At 43.2% G+C, this 17,081-nt stretch carries 17 protein-coding genes; 8 read left to right on the forward strand and 9 right to left on the reverse strand.

The window, feature by feature from the left end:
* Positions 1-30: 30 nt before the first annotated feature.
* The gene (locus R7F67_RS03225) at positions 31-2,091 is read left to right on the forward strand and encodes an alpha-amylase (RefSeq protein ID WP_258474582.1); all 2,061 of its coding nucleotides are present in this window, start codon (positions 31-33) and stop codon (positions 2,089-2,091) included.
* Positions 2,092-2,160: 69 nt separating this feature from the next.
* Here R7F67_RS03225 and R7F67_RS03230 read toward each other — a convergent pair whose 3' ends face one another.
* Together R7F67_RS03230 and R7F67_RS03235 are read right to left on the reverse strand one after the other, a co-directional pair.
* Positions 2,161-2,877: a DsbA family protein gene (locus tag R7F67_RS03230; protein WP_213965835.1), complete on the reverse strand. Its 717-nt coding sequence runs from the start codon at positions 2,875-2,877 to the stop codon at positions 2,161-2,163.
* 96 nt (positions 2,878-2,973) lie between these two features.
* The gene (locus tag R7F67_RS03235; protein WP_049872671.1) at positions 2,974-3,261 is read right to left on the reverse strand and encodes a hypothetical protein; all 288 of its coding nucleotides are present in this window, start codon (positions 3,259-3,261) and stop codon (positions 2,974-2,976) included.
* 448 nt (positions 3,262-3,709) lie between these two features.
* On the opposite strand from R7F67_RS03235, the gene R7F67_RS03240 reads away from it, so the two are divergent.
* The 5 genes from R7F67_RS03240 to R7F67_RS03260 all read left to right on the forward strand — a co-directional run bounded on the left by R7F67_RS03240 (position 3,710) and on the right by R7F67_RS03260 (position 7,210).
* Positions 3,710-4,450, forward strand: a complete 741-nt coding sequence (locus R7F67_RS03240) for a nucleoside recognition domain-containing protein (protein WP_258474583.1) — start codon at positions 3,710-3,712, stop codon at positions 4,448-4,450.
* Positions 4,450-4,917: a YjiG family protein gene (locus R7F67_RS03245; RefSeq protein ID WP_005374849.1), complete on the forward strand. Its 468-nt coding sequence runs from the start codon at positions 4,450-4,452 to the stop codon at positions 4,915-4,917. The genes R7F67_RS03240 and R7F67_RS03245 overlap by 1 nt, the downstream gene beginning before the upstream one ends.
* A 9-nt stretch (positions 4,918-4,926) precedes the next feature.
* Positions 4,927-6,051 (forward strand): M20 family metallopeptidase, encoded by a 1,125-nt coding sequence (locus R7F67_RS03250; protein WP_229627079.1) that lies wholly within the window; start codon positions 4,927-4,929, stop codon positions 6,049-6,051.
* Between the two features lie 170 nt (positions 6,052-6,221).
* The gene (locus R7F67_RS03255) at positions 6,222-6,596 is read left to right on the forward strand and encodes a YkvA family protein (protein WP_104976403.1); all 375 of its coding nucleotides are present in this window, start codon (positions 6,222-6,224) and stop codon (positions 6,594-6,596) included.
* Between the two features lie 170 nt (positions 6,597-6,766).
* Positions 6,767-7,210: a DUF6795 domain-containing protein gene (locus R7F67_RS03260; RefSeq protein WP_104980194.1), complete on the forward strand. Its 444-nt coding sequence runs from the start codon at positions 6,767-6,769 to the stop codon at positions 7,208-7,210.
* 133 nt (positions 7,211-7,343) lie between these two features.
* On the opposite strand, the gene R7F67_RS03265 is transcribed toward R7F67_RS03260, so the two are convergent.
* From R7F67_RS03265 to R7F67_RS03280, 4 genes are all read right to left on the reverse strand, one after another.
* Positions 7,344-7,808, reverse strand: a complete 465-nt coding sequence (locus R7F67_RS03265; protein ID WP_225491615.1) for a DUF6795 domain-containing protein — start codon at positions 7,806-7,808, stop codon at positions 7,344-7,346.
* Between the two features lie 403 nt (positions 7,809-8,211).
* Complete coding sequence (locus R7F67_RS03270) at positions 8,212-9,516, reverse strand: dicarboxylate/amino acid:cation symporter (protein ID WP_054576578.1); 1,305 nt, start codon at positions 9,514-9,516, stop codon at positions 8,212-8,214.
* 389 nt (positions 9,517-9,905) lie between these two features.
* On the reverse strand, positions 9,906-11,171 hold the full coding sequence (locus tag R7F67_RS03275) for a DUF1835 domain-containing protein (RefSeq protein WP_047102405.1): 1,266 nt from the start codon (positions 11,169-11,171) through the stop codon (positions 9,906-9,908).
* Positions 11,172-11,451: 280 nt separating this feature from the next.
* Positions 11,452-12,342, reverse strand: coding sequence for a LysR family transcriptional regulator (locus R7F67_RS03280; RefSeq protein ID WP_258474586.1), 891 nt, complete (start codon positions 12,340-12,342; stop codon positions 11,452-11,454).
* Between the two features lie 109 nt (positions 12,343-12,451).
* Here R7F67_RS03280 and R7F67_RS03285 point away from each other — a divergent pair, with 109 nt between their 5' ends.
* The gene (locus R7F67_RS03285) at positions 12,452-12,760 is read left to right on the forward strand and encodes a monooxygenase (protein ID WP_005374871.1); all 309 of its coding nucleotides are present in this window, start codon (positions 12,452-12,454) and stop codon (positions 12,758-12,760) included.
* A gap of 7 nt (positions 12,761-12,767) precedes the next feature.
* The gene (locus R7F67_RS03290; protein ID WP_258474593.1) at positions 12,768-13,139 is read left to right on the forward strand and encodes a hypothetical protein; all 372 of its coding nucleotides are present in this window, start codon (positions 12,768-12,770) and stop codon (positions 13,137-13,139) included.
* Positions 13,140-13,204: 65 nt separating this feature from the next.
* On the opposite strand, the gene R7F67_RS03295 is transcribed toward R7F67_RS03290, so the two are convergent.
* The 3 genes from R7F67_RS03295 to R7F67_RS03305 all read right to left on the reverse strand — a co-directional run bounded on the left by R7F67_RS03295 (position 13,205) and on the right by R7F67_RS03305 (position 17,025).
* Entirely contained in the window at positions 13,205-15,364 is a 2,160-nt protein-coding gene (locus R7F67_RS03295; protein ID WP_151515281.1) for a polysaccharide biosynthesis tyrosine autokinase, read from the reverse strand.
* 29 nt (positions 15,365-15,393) lie between these two features.
* Positions 15,394-15,834 carry a low molecular weight protein-tyrosine-phosphatase gene (locus R7F67_RS03300; RefSeq protein ID WP_064376871.1) on the reverse strand — a complete coding sequence of 147 codons (441 nt, stop codon included), beginning with the start codon at positions 15,832-15,834 and terminating at the stop codon, positions 15,394-15,396.
* Between the two features lie 69 nt (positions 15,835-15,903).
* Positions 15,904-17,025, reverse strand: coding sequence for a polysaccharide export protein (locus R7F67_RS03305; RefSeq protein WP_033906671.1), 1,122 nt, complete (start codon positions 17,023-17,025; stop codon positions 15,904-15,906).
* Positions 17,026-17,081: the final 56 nt, after the last annotated feature.

The raw sequence follows: 17,081 nt of genomic DNA on the forward strand, positions 1-17,081 counted from the left end.
TGCGCCTATGCGCAACCAATGGACTGAACGATGAAACTGAATCTGATTACGACTACCTTATTGCTTGCATCGGCAAGTGCCATCGCCGAGCCAAACATCACCATCTCTACCACGACCAACAGCCGTGACTTTCCTTTAAGTGCAGAGCAGCCTTTGGTTGTGCCCTTAACCAAAGACGGATACACGCTCAAAATCACGGGCGTTGAAGGCGACTGTGTCGCGCCTGATAGCCAGAAGGTCAAATTCAACAAACCTATCGCGCTGAACTGTGGAAAGCCAACAGAACTGCCGTTAAAAATCCGCTTTACTGGCGATTACTCTTTTGCTTTTGATGCGGAAGCGAAAACACTGCGCTTCAAGCGAGAGCCTAAGAAAGCCGCCAAGACTGAATTCAAACGCCCAATCCCACAAGTGCAATGTGAGGTTTACCAAGGCGGCGAGGTCACCATTGCGCTGGGTGACAGTTTCCCCGATGGCACCAAGTTGCGTGATGCCTATTCTGGTCAAATGGTCGAAGTAAAAGATCAGCAAGTATCGCTGACACCAAGCAAAGATTCCGGCGGTTTAGTGCTGTTAGAGCCAGTGAAGAAAACCAAAGAAGCAGTGCCGTTTGATTACCGTAATGCCAACATTTACTTCGTGATGGTTGACCGTTTTAACAACGCCGATACCAGCAATGACAACAGCTATGGTCGCAAGAAAGACGGCAAAGAAGAGATCGGCACCTTCCACGGCGGTGATCTAAAAGGCGTGATCGAAAAGCTAGATTACATAAAGAGCCTAGGTACAGATGCAATTTGGTTGTCGCCAATCGTTGAGCAAGTACACGGTTTTGTGGGCGGCGGCGATAGCGGCTCATTCCCATTTTACGCTTACCACGGTTACTGGACGCGTGATTTCACCAAGATTGATGAGAACTTCGGTAACGAAGATGATCTGAAAAAGCTGGTGGAAGAGGCACACAAACGTGGCCTTAAAGTATTGATGGACGCAGTAATCAACCACACCGGTTACTCAACGTTAGCCGATTTGCAATTTGATGGTATTGAGGTGTTAAAACCAAACGCTGAACTACCTAAGAAGTGGGGGGATTGGCAGCCAAAAGCGGGCGAAAACTGGCATAGCTACCACCAGAATATTGATTACCAGAGTCCAAACTGGGCGAAATGGTGGGGCGGTGACTGGGTAAGAACAGGTCTACCGGGATACCAAGCTCCGGGCAGCAGTGATATCACTATGTCATTGGCGGGTTTGCCTGATTTTATCACTGAATCAGACAAAGCTGTGAAGCCTGCGCAGTGGCTATTGGATAACCCTGGTACTCGCGTAGAGGCGCGTGACAATTACACCGTCTCGGACTACCTACTTGAGTGGCAAACTGATTGGGTGAAACGCTTTGGCATTGATGGCTACCGTGTCGATACGGTGAAGCACGTTGAAGGCGATGTGTGGAAACGCTTGAAAGAAGAGGCTTCAAGCAGTCTTGAGCAGTGGCGTAAAGAGAACGGTAAGTCAGGTCAGCCATTCTGGATGATGGGTGAAGTATGGGGACATACTGCATATCGCAGCCCTTACTTTGACGATGGCTTTGATGCGTTGATTAACTTCGACATGCAGAAGAAGTTAGACAAAGGCGCGGCGTGTTTCAGCCAAATGGCAGACACCTACCAAAGTTACGCAGATACTATCGCCAATGAGAAAGACTTCAACCCAGTGAGCTACATGTCTTCTCACGATACCGAGCTGTTCTTCTCTCGCTTCAAAGATTACGGCATGCAGCGTAACGCCGCGAATGCACTGCTTCTGAGCCCTGGTGCTGTGCAGGTTTACTACGGTGACGAAGTGGGTCGTAACATTGGTCCTTATGCGGACGATTTCCACCAAGGCACTCGTTCTGACATGGTATGGAAGCTATCTGATGAGAAGCAAGCGCTGCTCAAACACTGGCAAACTCTTGGTCAGTTCCGTAAAGCGCACCCAGCGATTGGTGCGGGTCAGCATCAAGTAATTGAACAAGAAGGTGCGTATGTGTTCTCTCGCTCGCTTGGCAATGACAAAGTCGTTGTGGCGTTTGTGGGTCGCGAAAAGTAGTTAGAACTTCGTTTTAAGCCTAGATAGAAAAAGCCCTTCCTTGAGTTATCAGGGAAGGGCTTTGTTGTTTTAGTTCGCCAGTTCTTGGTCGATGACTTTTTCTAGCTCGTCAAACGGCACATAGCCAGGAATGACTTGATCATTAATGATCAACGCAGGCGTGCCGCGTAAACCAAGTTGCGTGAAATACTGATAGTTTTTATCAAGCAACGCTTTGGTCTCTTTGTCGTCGACAAGCTGTGCTTCTGTCCTCGTTTTCTTCGCGATTTGATTTAACGAACGTGCGTCATGTGCGCCCGGTTTTTTCACCAACAACTCATGCACTTGTTCGTACTTATCTCGCTGGTTTTGCCAAACGTTTAATGCGTAACTTGCCGAGTTGTAGCCGTTTTTCTCGTATTGTTCTTTAAAAGAGACATTGAGGTTAAGCACTTTTACCTGCGGATATTCCTTACCAACTTTGACCAGCTCTCCTTCTAAACGTTTACAAAAAGGGCAACTGTAGTCCGTTACGTTAATAATGGTTAACTCAGGGGTTTCAGCACCAAAAGAGGAATGTTTGCCATCACTTAGATATTGACGAACCTCCTTTAAGGTGTCTCCAAATGACTGTTGATAAGCAATGTATTCTTGAAGGTTTTGGTGCAATGAATCAAGAATTTGAGGGTTATCTTTTAGTATCTGATTAACTTCCTCTAGCTTTTGTTCTGCGGTCTTTTCTGATGCGAAAGATACGGCAGATACGATAGCCATCGTTAACGCCAAAAGTGTACGAGTGAATGTCATAATATTTCCTAAAACTTTTAAATTTCGTTGTTTGTTATGTGAAGTGAATAAAATATGTACAAAAGTCAGGCGGAAAGGTCTCTCGCCTTGCTGGCTTTATTCTCTAAACACGCAAAGTTTTAGGTGAACCCGATACTTTTCCGGTATCGGTTCTGTGTATTCCAGATAACGAATTGCTGTGGTTGTCATCGGCAGCGCCACAATCAAAGCAAACAGAAAAAATGGAATAAGAATATGATCAAACTGATGTTGGTACGCTTGAACCAGCTTTTCTGAAAGGTCGCAAGATGGTGATAAATTCACACTCTCATCTTGCTGACTCTGTATTTGGTGAGCCTTCGGGCAGCTTTTCGAGAAACCAGAATTTTGGCTTAAGCATATCATCACCACCCAAAGCACGAGGGCGAGTGTCCATTTGGCTATTTTATATTGTGAGCGTAACAATGGGTCGTATAGTCCTGTTAATTCTGGTTTATGCCGTTTACATATGACCGGGCCATCCTAACCTAAATTTCGTGGCTGAATGTTACTTTCGAGTTAATCGATATTGCCTCAATGCCAAAGTATGAAGTACGTCATGAATGTTGTAGAAAGCAATATTCGTCAGAATCATTTGTTGAGTTGATGAAGAAGTCGTGAGCTATCAACATAGATTAATATACCTAATTGTTAGCACAAATTTTTATTATCTTTCAATTGTGATTGGAATCATAAAATAAAACTTCATAACTGAGTCGCGATAATGTTCGGCAGACGGATTGATTTTGATCATCTCTCTAGCACATTATTCAGGTGAACATATGTGTTAAGTTCCACATGTGTAGGTAATGTTATGAAAATTCCGGTTCAAACTGAGCGTAAAGTTACACTGGGGTGCTACGTTGCTCTGGCGTTTGCGGTTGTGTTCTTTTCTGGTCTGATGCAATCCAACGAATGGTACGGTGTATTCGACTTTACAACGCTTAATGGCTCTTTCGGTAAAGTGGCTTACGGCGTAACGGAAGGTGCGGATGGCGAGGTACAAGCTGCGACCACATCTTTCCGTGGTAATGGCGGTAGCGGTGCTCGTGACGGTTTCATTTTCGCACTTACTTTGATTCCAACCGTTATGTTCGCATTAGGTATGATCAACGTACTTGAGCACTACGGTGCACTTGAAGCAGCTCGTAAGCTTCTTACTCCTCTTCTACGTCCTCTAATGGGCATCCCTGGTAACTCTGGTCTGGCTTTAATTGCTTCTCTACAAAGTACCGATGCAGGTGCGGCAATGACGCGTCAGCTAAAAGATGAAGGTCACCTAACTAAGCGTGAAACGGACGTATTTACCATGTTCCAGTTCACTGCAGGTGCAACCATCGTGAACTTCTTCTCATCGGGTGCTGTGCTGTTCACACTGACGATGGCTGACGGCTCTCTAGCAGTAACGTCTTCTATTGGTTTAGCAGTTGTGGTGATGTTCGCATTTAAGATCATCGGCGCGAACCTGTTCCGTATCTACCTGAACATGACGGAAGGTAAAGAAGATAAGCAAGACCAAAACAAATCAGAGAACTTAAAAGAGGAGACGGCATAATGGGTGACGTTAAAGCGAAAAAACCAATGGTGACGGATATCTTCGTCGAAGGTGCTAAGAAAGGTTGGGTGATTGCGACTACCTCTACGGTGCCTAACGTATTGATGGCATTTGTTATCATCAAGGCGCTACAAATCACTGGCGCGCTGGATCTGATGGGCACGGTGTTCTCTCCAATCATGGCGGTGTTTGGTCTTCCGGGTGAAGCTGCAGCGGTATTGATCGGTGCTTGGATGTCGATGGGTGGCGCAGTGGGTGTGGTTATCACGCTGTTTGACCAAGGTATCCTTAACGGCACGCACATTGCGATTCTTGCACCTGCTATCTACCTAATGGGCTCTCAAGTTCAGTACATGGGTCGTATCATGGGGCCAATCGGTACTGAAGGTCGTTACATCCCAGTTATGATTGCAATCTCAGTATTGAACGCATTTGGCGCAATGCTGGTGATGAATCTGTTTGTCTAGGAGTGAGTCATGCAATTCTCTCTAAATGAATATCTAGAAGAGCTACGTCCGCTGATTAATGTGGATTGTGGCACTTACACGACTGATGGTATCGAGTTTATCGCTTCTCAATTTGAAGAGAAGTACCAAGCGATGTCAGGTTGGAGCGTAAAACGCATCGACTGTGGCAAAGCGGGCATCGGTCTTGAAGTTCGAAACAAGCCGGAAGCTGAGCAAATCGACGTGATGCTGATTGGTCACATGGATACCGTGTTCCCTGTCGGTACCGCTGGATTACGTCCTATGTCTCAAGACTCTGAAAAAGCGTACGGTCCGGGTGTCTCGGACATGAAATCTGGCTTGCTGAATATTGTGTACGCGATGCGTAACCTCGACCAAGCGGTGTTGGATAAACTGTCGATTTGTATCTGCATGAACCCAGACGAAGAAACTGGATCGTTAGATTCGGTCGACTGGATTCAATCTGTTGCAAAAAACGCGAAAAACGTATTGGTGGCAGAAGCAGCACGCGCAGACGGAGGTTTAGTCAAAGCGCGCAAAGGCATGGCGCGTTACAAAATCACGTTTAATGGCATTGCAGCCCACGCTGGCAACGAGCCAGAAAATGGCCGCAGTGCAATTACCGAGATGGCGAACTGGATTCTCGCAATCAATGCTATGACGAACTTCGAATCTGGCACCACATTAAACGTGGGTATTGTGTCTGGCGGTAACGGCGCAAACATCGTCCCTGAGCACGCTGAAGCGATCGTGGATGTGCGTTTCTGGAGTAATGAAGAATACGATGATGTCGATAGCAAGCTAAACGGCATGCTGGAAACACCATTCGTTGATGGCGTTAGCATCGAGTTGGTTCGTGAAGCTTACAAACCTTCTATGGTGCCAAGCGCGCAAACTGAAAGCTTGATGGCATTAGTTGAAGAAGCAGCAAGTGAACTGTCTATCGACATCAACTGGAAAGAAGTGGGTGGCGGCTCTGATGCAAACAATACGGCAATTCTTGGCGTTCCAACTTTGGATGGTCTAGGACCTATCGGTACAGGTTTCCATAGCGATCAAGAGTATTTGTTGCTTGAGTCTATCGAACCACGTATCAAAATGCTGATGCGTGTACTGGAGAAGATAGCTCAGTAGCGCACTCGACAACTTAGTTCCCAACATCACGATCCCCAGACTTCGGTTTGGGGATTTTTCTATCTGTGTTTTTGTTTCACTTTACTATCATTTCTTGTTATTAATCTTGCGTTCAGGTTCGATTTATTAATATGTTGGCTTGGCCACAGTAATAAATTTCGGAGGCAACGATGACCACAACAATGTCTGTAAAATCGGCGCCGAAAGACGCTAAAGATCAAACGATGCAAGCGCCAGATGAGAAAACATTCTGGCGCAAAATGAAAGGGTCGGTTAAGAAAGCGGGTGAAGAAATTGCCGTTATGGGCATCAAATCATGGCTCGCGATGACAGATTCCAACACCGCCATTCGGCATAAGGCGATTTTAGGTGGCGCGTTGGCTTACTTCGTATTACCAACTGATATGGTGCCTGACGTACTAGCAGGCGTCGGCTTTACCGATGACATGGCAGCACTTACGTTAGCCGCTAACTCTGTCGGCAATGCCATCACTAAAGAACACGAAGCACAAGCTAGAGAAAAACTGAATTCGATGGTGGAGTAGGTATGGCCCATCAAACATGTTCTATGTTTGGTTTAGCGCAAACAAGAAATTGTTATTTTTAACATTTACTCAAAGCACACGAGCTCGTCACAATACGTTTTTCCGTAGTAGATTTGCTCGATTTGAAAGGGTACTTTCAGATTCAAGTTTTTATCTAAGAGAAACCTTTCATGTACAGGTATACGCCAGATATTATTGGTATGCTAACTTTGAACGGAAAACCGTTGTCATCTCAATTAGTGGTCCTCCGAGTCGGTGTGCGTGGAACCATTCATGAGTTTCAAACTATTACTGATGCTAACGGATCGTTTGCCTTCCCTGTATTTGAAGAGCATGAGTCTCAAGACTTATTGAACTTAGATCAGAAATACGTGCTCGTTTTCCTGAAGACTCATCTAGCAAATGGAGAAGAGGTGACGATATGGGAGTCTTCAATTGATGGTTATGAGACTTATGAGTTTGCTAGAGAAAATATGGGAAATTTGAATTGTGAAGTAACCAATGAAGTTTACTACTTCGCTTTTTCTTATTTTGGAAATGGTGAAGATGATACTTATGTGTACAGTCAGTGCAAACTAACTGGTTATGTAGAATCAGGAGTATACGAAAGTTAAGTAGTGAATTACTTTAGAGAAATATTCTGCGAATTAGCACTTTGATTGATATGTTTAAACTTGATTGAGGCGTGCAGGTATAGCTTTTTCTTTTAAAGAACTTTGAGTTTAATAATCATCACAATCATAAACTCTATGAAAAATGTCTTTTATATAAAAATCCATTTAAATTGCAGTTGCTAATAACCATTAGATCTCCAGCATTTTCTAGATTGATATTCTTGAAAAAGTATCGAAACTCGGTATCTTCAAGCTCACAGTAAAGATTACTTAAGTTGTCCTCTATAAATATAGGTGGTGAAACGTAGTTTAACTGAGACTCCCAAATATATTTCTTTTCTTCATTTATATAGGTATATATTCCGATATATGAATATGTTTGATTCAAAGCTGATTCTTTGAACCTTTGAGCATGTATGACTGGTTTAAAGTGAAATTCACCTAACTCATTAGTACTTGAACTCCTTTTGTAATTATTTTTTAAAAAATTAGCTTCTAAGTAAACCGTTACATTTTCTAGAGGTCTTTGATCAAGAACTAAAGTACCTTTTACCTCTGGGCTTAATGTATATTTAAATTTCTTAAAAAAATCGAACATACTTTCGTTGAAACCTAATGCAAGTATTGGAAATGAGAAAATGAATAAAAAAAGACTATTTTTAAACATGAAATTATGATGTATGTATCTTAGTACCAACTTAATTATCAGACTACTATCTATCGCGATTTGGTTTTGAACTTTAGTTTGATAATGGAATTTGTATCTCTATATGATGAAAATGTTCCTTATGTCATTTTCAAAGTGATAAACATAGGCGAGTTATCTTAACCCTCTAGATGAACTAATATAGAATCTAACTACTTACCGATTAGTAATTGAAACAACCTCGGGGGACGAGAATTTTATCTAAACCTTTTTGACTTCGGGTTAATTGGAAATAAAAAACCACCTTAGAGTAAGGTGGTTTTTGCTTAGACAGGATAATTTAACTTGGAAGGGTTTAAGCTTCCGCGCGTTTCAGGTGCACTTCTTCTTCGGCTACGCCTGCCATTGGGTCGTTGAAGCGAGCTTCATCCAATGCACCTTCTGATTTCGCAACGATGACGGTTACTGCACTGTCTCCAGTGATGTTTACCGCGGTACGAATCATATCAAGAAGACGGTCAACACCCATTATAAGTGCAATGCCCTCTAGAGGCAGACCTACTTGGTTCAATACCATTGCCAACATTACTAGACCCACACCAGGGACACCTGCGGTACCGATAGACGCCAGAGTTGCCGTCATGATAACCATTAGGTAATCGCCCATAGTTAAATCAATATTGAAAGCTTGAGCAATAAACGCAGTTGCTACGCCTTGCATGATCGCCGTACCGTCCATGTTCACGGTTGCACCAAGTGGTACTGTGAACGATGATACACGGTTCTCAACACCCATGCGGTGCTTTGCTGTTTCCATTGTCACTGGAATCGTCGCGTTCGATGATGCTGTAGAAAAAGCAAACATGATCGCGTCTTCCATCTTACGTAGGAACGTAATTGGGTTTAGACCTGTGAAACCTTTTAACATTAAGCTGTAAGTAACTAGACCGTGTAGGACAAGCGTACCAGCCAGTACTAAGAAGTACTCTGCCAGATTGACGATCGCGCCCAGACCAAGACCAGTAAATAGCTTCGCCATTAAGAAGAACACCCCATAAGGCGCCAAGTTCATCAAAATCGCGACCAGTTTCATGATCACTTCATTCAGATCAGAGAAGAATGCTGCGATGCGTTCGCCTGGTTTACCCGCTGCACTGATCGCGATACCGAATAGCACGGCGAACACGATAACTTGCAGAGTTTTACCTTCTGCCATTGCGCTGATTGGGTTGGTCGGGAACATATCGATGATCACCTGACCTAAAGATGGCGCTTCGGCTGATTTGAATGAACTTGCTGCCGTTAGATCTGCCCCTGCCCCTGGCTGGAATAGAGTACCCATAGTTAGAGCAAGCGTAATCGCGATAGCCGTTGTCGTAACGTAGAAAGCGAGGGTTTTACCGCCCATGCGACCCAGTGTAGAGAGGTCTTTGAGAGAGCTAGTACCACAAACTAACGAAACAAATACTAGCGGTACAACAAGCATTTTTAAGCTGGCAACGAAGATCTGTCCACCAACTTCGAATAATCCATTAACAATGTATGCGTCGACAAATCCGTTGTCGGCAAAAAGTGTGCGAATTGCAAATCCTGTCAAGATACCCGCAACCATACCTAAAATTACGCGGCTAGTAAGCGACATCGGTTTCTTGGTATTCATGAGAACACTCCTTATAGTTATGCACCTTGAGTTCACTTCAAAGCGGCGAGCAGATTAGCAGCGGAGTGAGAAAATACGAAAGAATAATCCTCTAAATGGTTAATAGATGTGAACTTTATCACTAATAAAAATGGGATTTTAACCAAATATTAACGAATTGGCCGGATGAAAAGTTTGTATTTTAACACTTTTATCGAATATACAACCGATAACAAAGAGGATTTACAATAAATTTTAATAAGAGATAGAGTGCATACTCTCTTTGAGTGGATGCATTTCTGCATAACTATTTAAGTTATATTCAGGCTAGCGGTCGCTTCTTTAGCGATACTTTAGTATTGAGTGTTCATCAGAGCCAACGAACCCTTTATGCTTTCATATTTGTCAACTCAATGATGGTTGGCAAGTGTAGTTAGTTGGAGGTGATCCCAGCTCCAATAACTTTGACTGGTATTTTTAATCCCTCCAACCCAATAGCATTGTTTCGCTCGTATTAAGCCTTCCAAACACTGCTTGCCAGCCTCAGTGATACGGACGCTTTGTTCCCACCAGTGCCTTTCACGTGACTCAATCGTGATCAAAGGTGTTTGACACTGTGCTAGAGGGAGGAGTAACGCGTAAAACATCACGTCTCCTAGGTAAGGAAGAGGTTCTAGTTGTTGATATTGCTCAAACCAATCTTTGATGGGAATTGAACGATTTTGCGAGCTCAAGACCTTTAGTGCGAGGTGTTGTGTCAAGCTCAATCCAGTTTGTGAATTAGGTAACTCTTGCAAATGGCGTTTAAGCACGTTGAGTATATTGGGCAAGCAATCCAGGTTATGCTGCTGAATCAAATTAACTATGGAAATAGGTGTCGGTGATGTAATAGCGTGCCAACACCGTTTAGCCTGACTGAATAATTTTGCTGTCACAGGTTTACGGTATCGCCAACAAGAACGAATAGCTTCTTCAGGCAACTGCCCAAAGCCGATGAATCGTTCAGTGCCCGGGAACTGGTTCAACTCAATGATCTCTATCACTTTATTCTCTACATTCTCTAACTGCGTTAGAGCACGAATTAGCATCAATTGATCATAACTGTCATGTTCGACCCAAAAGACGATTCGTTCAAATACATCACTTTGCAACAGGTCGAGGTTTGATTGTTCCAATGTGACTATATCTTGAACCGAGTCTTCACGCTTCATCACAGGCAGCAGAGTCTCTACGACATATTGGGCACGAATGGCAAGGAAGTTCTGCGGTGTTGCTGGTATGGGGCCAATACAAAGCGGGTCGATCAGGGCTAAAAATGTCCCTTCAAATCCACTGGTTTTAAGCTGTTGTTGTATATCGTGACCGCAACGAACGTGTAGCGTTTTTACTTTCGCATCTAGGGGCGGTTTTTGTTGTTTGATGGCTAGTTTGTGCGCTTCTAGCTCTTCGACATGAGCTTTTAGTTTACTCCAACTGGATAAGCCAAGTTCTCTTGCGAGTGCATGTTGAACGTCAGCCAATTGAATTGTATTGGGAGCCAAAGATTCTGGTTTGGAGTGAAATCGCTTAACTAACTCCAACATGGCGTCATCGTATAGGCGGATAGCTTTGAGCCTTTTTTTAGCAATGGATTTTTGCTGATTGATATTGATCGAGAAGCTATTTGTAGAGTTCATATTTCACCTTTCTTATTTCTTCCACACTCGCCTATATAGAAGCTAAAAAGAAGGTAAAAACAGATTGTGCCTGCTAAACCAAGCAGGTGAGGATATTGCTGTGAACCGAGTTCTTTCCGCGAGTGTTGGGTGCTTTAGGCATGAGCAGAGTGATAGTAGGTGGTCGCTATCCTTCGTGCAACCTTTTGTGAGAGTGTAGCGTCACAAAATGGCCGTTTCTCTATATTTAGGGAGAATCAATAGCCGATAACACTAGCGATTCAACTCAATACCACTGTTGCTAGACTCGAGTTTCTACACTTTTGAGTAAAGTACGATAAAGCGCTTGAGTCGCAGGACCACTTTTGGCTCCTTTGGGCAAAGTGAGGTGCAGCGCAACTTGATATTGATGGGAGTGTTCGATCTCCAATACTTTAATTTTATCGCTCTTGCGGGCTGCGACTAAGTGCGCTGGTAGCCGACAAAATCCAGCGCCTTGCTCTACGGAGTGAAAAGCGTGGTCGAAGTTATCGACGGTAATACGCTGACGTGCGCGTAACCAACCCACATCTCTTTTCGTTTTGTCTGAATCACCTAAGTCACGGATGACAATTTGGCTGGTGGTTGCAAAATCGTCGATGGAAACATGCGGCTTTTTAGCGAGTGGATGGTGTGCTGCGATTACAGGCAGCATGGTTGTTACGCCAAATGCTTCGGCAGGGTAGTTGGTTATCGGTAAGTTGATGATTGCGATGTCAGCGAGCTCATTTACGACCATTTCGGTTGTTTTGCTCAGTGACGTTTCAACCACTTGAACGGAGGTCGTGTTGTTGTCCTCCAAAAATTGACTGAGTGGTGCATAAAGCCAACAAGGGGCACAAAGATGATCTATTGCGACCGTGATTTGAGATTCCACCCCACTTTTTAACTGCTCGCTGATGACTTCTAGTTCCCGCGCTTGTTCAAGCATGGATTGTGCACGACGCAGTATGGTTTTGCCGTGCTCTGTCAAACCCGCTTTGCGCCCTCGTACTTCGATAAGTTGAATACCAAGTTGGTCTTCTAACTTCCTCACCGAGTAGATCAATGTGGTATGACTCTTGTTGAGCAGTAAAGCTGCGGATTGAATGCTGCCTTCTTGATTAATCGCTTGTAGCGTTTGCCATTGTTCTAAGGTCGTTTTTAGTCTCATGAGTCAATTTTTTAGACAGTTAATGGCGAAATTATGAACTTTTCTGTCAGTTTTATAAAGGTAATAATCTTGTCATCGAAAACGAGTCAATAAGAAGAGGAGACTCAAGATGGCGAAATTATTGCAAGTTGATTTTGAATTTCATGGTCCGTTTGGTGACGAGATGTCGAATGCTCTGGTCGACTTAGCTAAGTCGATTAACCAAGAGCCGGGCATGATTTGGAAAATCTGGACGGAAAGCGAAAAAGACAAACTCGGTGGTGGTATCTATCTTTTTGAAGATGAAGCCACGGCGCAAGCTTATCTCGAAATGCATGCCGCACGCTTACGAAAAATGGGCGTAGTCGAAGTACGAGGTCAAATTTTCGATATCAATGTGCCGTTAACGACGCTCAATCAAGGGCCTATTAGAGGATAAGGAGATGATGACCAACCGCACTTTTCTAACCGTTCATGGTGTCGTATATACGGTATTCGCTTTTGCGTTGTTTTTTGTACCAACCATAATGTGGCCGATGTATGGAGTACAAATTAACGACCAGTACGCGATGTTTTTATCGCAGCATACTTCGATCTTTTTAGGTGGAATCGCTGCGGTGAGTTTGATGTTACGTAATGTGGAATCAGGGCATACTGCGAAACAGCTGTTTAAAGCATTATTGATTACTAATGGCTTAGGGGCAGTGATTACTACCTATGCCGGCATTATCGGAGTATTTGTCGGTTTTGGTTGGAGTGACCCAATATTCTTTGTCTTGCTTAGTTTGATTACGTACAAGCAATTAAGAGTGCAATAGAAAAAGCCCTGCTGTTTCTAGCAGGGCTTTGTCATATTTGGTTTAATTAGCGATCTAAATTCAATTTATGATTCGCTTTTGTACGCGTAGTTATAGTAGCCGTATCCATAGCCGTATGAGTTAGATGCCTTTTTCTCAACTGCATTGAGAATCACACCTTTAACTTCAACGCCTGATTGCTCGAAGCGACCACGTGCTACCTCAATTTCTTTCAATGTCGTTTGGTCGAAGCGAGCTACCATCAATGTGGTGCCAGCAAGTGCACCAACGATGCTTGGATCCGTTACTGCAAGTACAGGCGGTGTATCGATGATGATTAGATCGTATTCTTTTGATACTTGTTCTACAAATTCAACAAATCGTGGATGCATCAAAAGCTCTGATGGATTTGGTGGTACTTGACCACGAGTAACCACATCCAAGTTTTCAACTTGACTTGGCTTGATTGCGGTTGCTCGATCAATTTTTCCACTTAGTAAGTCAGATAACCCTTGCTCTGCTGTGAGGCCAAAACATTGCTGTAAATAACCTTTTCGCATGTCAGCATCCACCAAAAGGACTTTTTGACCCGTTTTAGCCGCAACTGCAGCAAAGTTAGTTGATACAAACGTCTTACCTATGGAAGGCGCTGGGCCTGAAATCATTAAGACATTGTTTTTGGCTTCCAACATTGCGAAGTGTAAGCTGGTTCGAAGTCCACGTAGTGCTTCAATTGATAGATCTGCTGGATTGGCATTTGCTAAAAGAAGTAAGTCTTTGTTGTTTTTACGTTTTAGCTTGTTCGCAACTTCCAATTGTTGTGCTGATTTTGGAACACTTGCATATACAGATATTCCAGTTTGCTCAATTTCATCAGGAGAAGTCACTCCACGATGAAACGCGGTTTTTACCAGAACAAATGCGACAGCTACCATGCCTCCTAGAAGAGTAGCCAAAACCACAATCAAAGGTTTTTTCGGTTTAATAGGAACGGCGTAAGATTGTGCATTGTCAATAATACGCACATTACCCACGGTGCCAGCTTTTATGATATTTAGCTCTTGAACTTTATTCAAAAGTTGGATGTAGATTTGCTGGTTTACTTCGACATCACGAGTCATACGCAAGACTTCGCGCTGTGTTTTTGGCAGTTTTTGAACTTGTTTGTTAAGACGCTCTTTCTCTTGCAGTAATGTCTGACGTTTGTCTAACAGCGATTTATAAGCTGGGTGGTCTTGGGTGAATTTTTGACTGATTTCACTTTCTTTAAATGTTAGCTCATTAAGTTGGGCTTCAAGTGCCACCATCACTTTTAGAGTCGATTGTGCTTCGAGATTTAAATCGATAGATTCGTTTTCTTGTCTAAAACTGTTCAATGTATCTTCTGAAATAGTTAGCTTGTCCTTAATCTCGGGTAAATGACCTTTAAGGAAGTTGAGGCTCTGCTCAGCTTCAGCTGAGTTTCTTCTAACATTCTGCAAAAAATAGTTTTGAACAACGTCATTTAAAACAAGCTGATTGTGGTCTGGGTATTCACCTTCAATACTTAGAGATACAATACCTGTTTGGCTACCTCTCTCTGAAATAGAAAGTTGTGAGGCTAACTTGTTGATAGCATCTAACTTGCTTATTTTACTTATTGTAAAAGTATCTTCATTTTGAGCATTGAGCTGGTTCACTTTTACACGATAGCCATTCATCTCAATTAGTTGACCAACTGAACCAGAAAGTACCATTTGGTCTTCAAGCATCAAGCTGAATTGACCTTTCTCGATGTCTGTAGCAATCAGTTGATGAGATAATCCTTTAGCCGTTCGAGGTACTTCAAACGTGGTCAAAGAAATGTAGTTTTGAGTACCGTTGATTCGTGCTAGACCTTTACCAACAAAAGGTAAGTAATCAGGAGTGGCAATGGTTGTTAAGTTAAACTTATCAACGGTATCGCCAAGAATCATTCTCGATTTAATTATTTCAATTTCTGTAGTTGCAGATGATTCGGCAGAAAAGAGTTCTCCCATGTCACCGACCATCGCCGAAATACCACCTGAACTTTTCTTTTCGATTTGTATTAACGAGTCGGCTTTGTAAATCGGAGTTGATAGCAACGCGACCGCGATACCTAATGTTGCAAAAAAGAGTGTAATACTGATGATAAACCATTTCGCGTCTATCAATATGCCAAAGAGCTTGCCTAGGTCGATCTCATCATCAGCAAGAGCAGATGGTTGTATTGTTTGGTTAGCCATTATTTTTTATTTCGCCAAGTGATCTGAATTTATATTTTTTTTGCCCATGCATGAGCAGCATTTTCAATCAGAGATAATGCATGCTCAAAGGCTTCTCTACTCTGTCTGTATGGATCTGGAATATCCACGGAACCTATCCAGTGACCAAATAACATTGCTTTACCTCTAGCCTCTGGTACCAGCTCCGTCAAAGCATCGATATGACCTTGTTCCATCACCAATATTAGGTCTTGTTTTGCGCACAACTTAGCGGTTAGCTGCTGCGCTTTGTGGTCTAGCAGGTAGATACCACGTTCTGACGCGACAAGTCTGGCGGTTTCATCTGCTGGCTTTCCGGTTAGGCGACTTTTTTCTACGGCAATACCCGCCGAAGAAATCTGTTTATCTGGGAGTAGTTGCTGTAGTAACCGCTCTCCTGTGGGAGAGCGACAAATATTACCTACACACACGACAAGAATGTTCGAAAACATGTTTTGCTCCTTATAGACAACGTTTGAATGACTTGTTTATGTTCAAACAAGCCCTTCAGAATGCTTTTTCTATGGCCAAGTCCTGACTCGAAGGACGCCTTCTGTAAGTTCATTGAAGCCTGAGATGGTAGGTACTAGTTGTGCAATAACGCGATTCCAACGACTGATAGGCGCCGCAGTGACATAAACGATGTCATACGGTTTCAGAGCAAATTCAGTACCAATAACGAGCGCTGCCGCATCGGAGACATCAAGTTGATATATGTCGCCCAGTGAACCTGCGTCTTGTGACCTCCTAATTACGAATACACCTGTCGCATCCGCTGATATCTGATTAATACCGCCAACGTTGCTCAGAGCTTCCGTAAGGCTCATGCCAGCGCGATCTATTTTCAGTAGTTTAGGATCGTTAACTTCACCCATAACGAAAACCTTTTGTGAATCATTTCTTGGCACATGGATGATATCACCTGGTTGAAGTAGCCTATTTTCAGTGAGGTCGCCTTCTTGCATCAGCGCATAAAGAGATATGTTTTCAACTATGCCGTTTCTTGTCAGTGTTACATTTTTCCAGTCGGCGTTTTCGGCTAATCCACCTGCACGGTTAATTGCATCTAACAAGGTGAGTGGGATGTTGGTGATTGGTTGTTGTCCAGGATTACTTACTTCACCAGTAATGTAGGATTTTTTCGAACGAAAAGCTGCTACGCTGACATCCACTTGAGGACTTTCTATGTACTTTGCTAATCGGCGAGAAATATCAGCACGAATTTGACGAACGTTTTTACCCGCAACTTCAACAATACCTATATATGGATAGAAGATAGTACCATCAGCATGTACCCAATTCCCCGCTTCAGCAGAGCTGCGATAAGAACCAGCAGGAATAGTTAGTTCTGGGTGATCCCAAATAGTAATGTTTAGTATATCTCCAGGGCCAACCTCATACTCATAAGCGCTAAGTTGGCGATCTAGTTCAGGGTTGGATTTGGCTTCTATCCCCAAACTTTTAAGTTGAGATACTTTATCAAGTGTAAGTGGAAAAACATTGAAATCAGAAGTGCGACTAACATTGCTGTCTTCGACGAAGTTTTTTCCATCTGTGGAAAGGTGACTACCGGGTACAGTACATCCAGAAAGAAGTACTGAGGAGAGCACTAAACTAGCTAGCTTTTTATGTTTGAAATTCATGTTTTTTCATTCATCTGACGTAAAGAGCGAGTTGCTGGTAGCAACATTCTTTTCCA

The sequence above is a fragment of the Vibrio sp. YT-17 genome (assembly GCF_033337375.1).
Taxonomy (GTDB): Bacteria; Pseudomonadota; Gammaproteobacteria; order Enterobacterales; family Vibrionaceae; genus Vibrio; species Vibrio alginolyticus.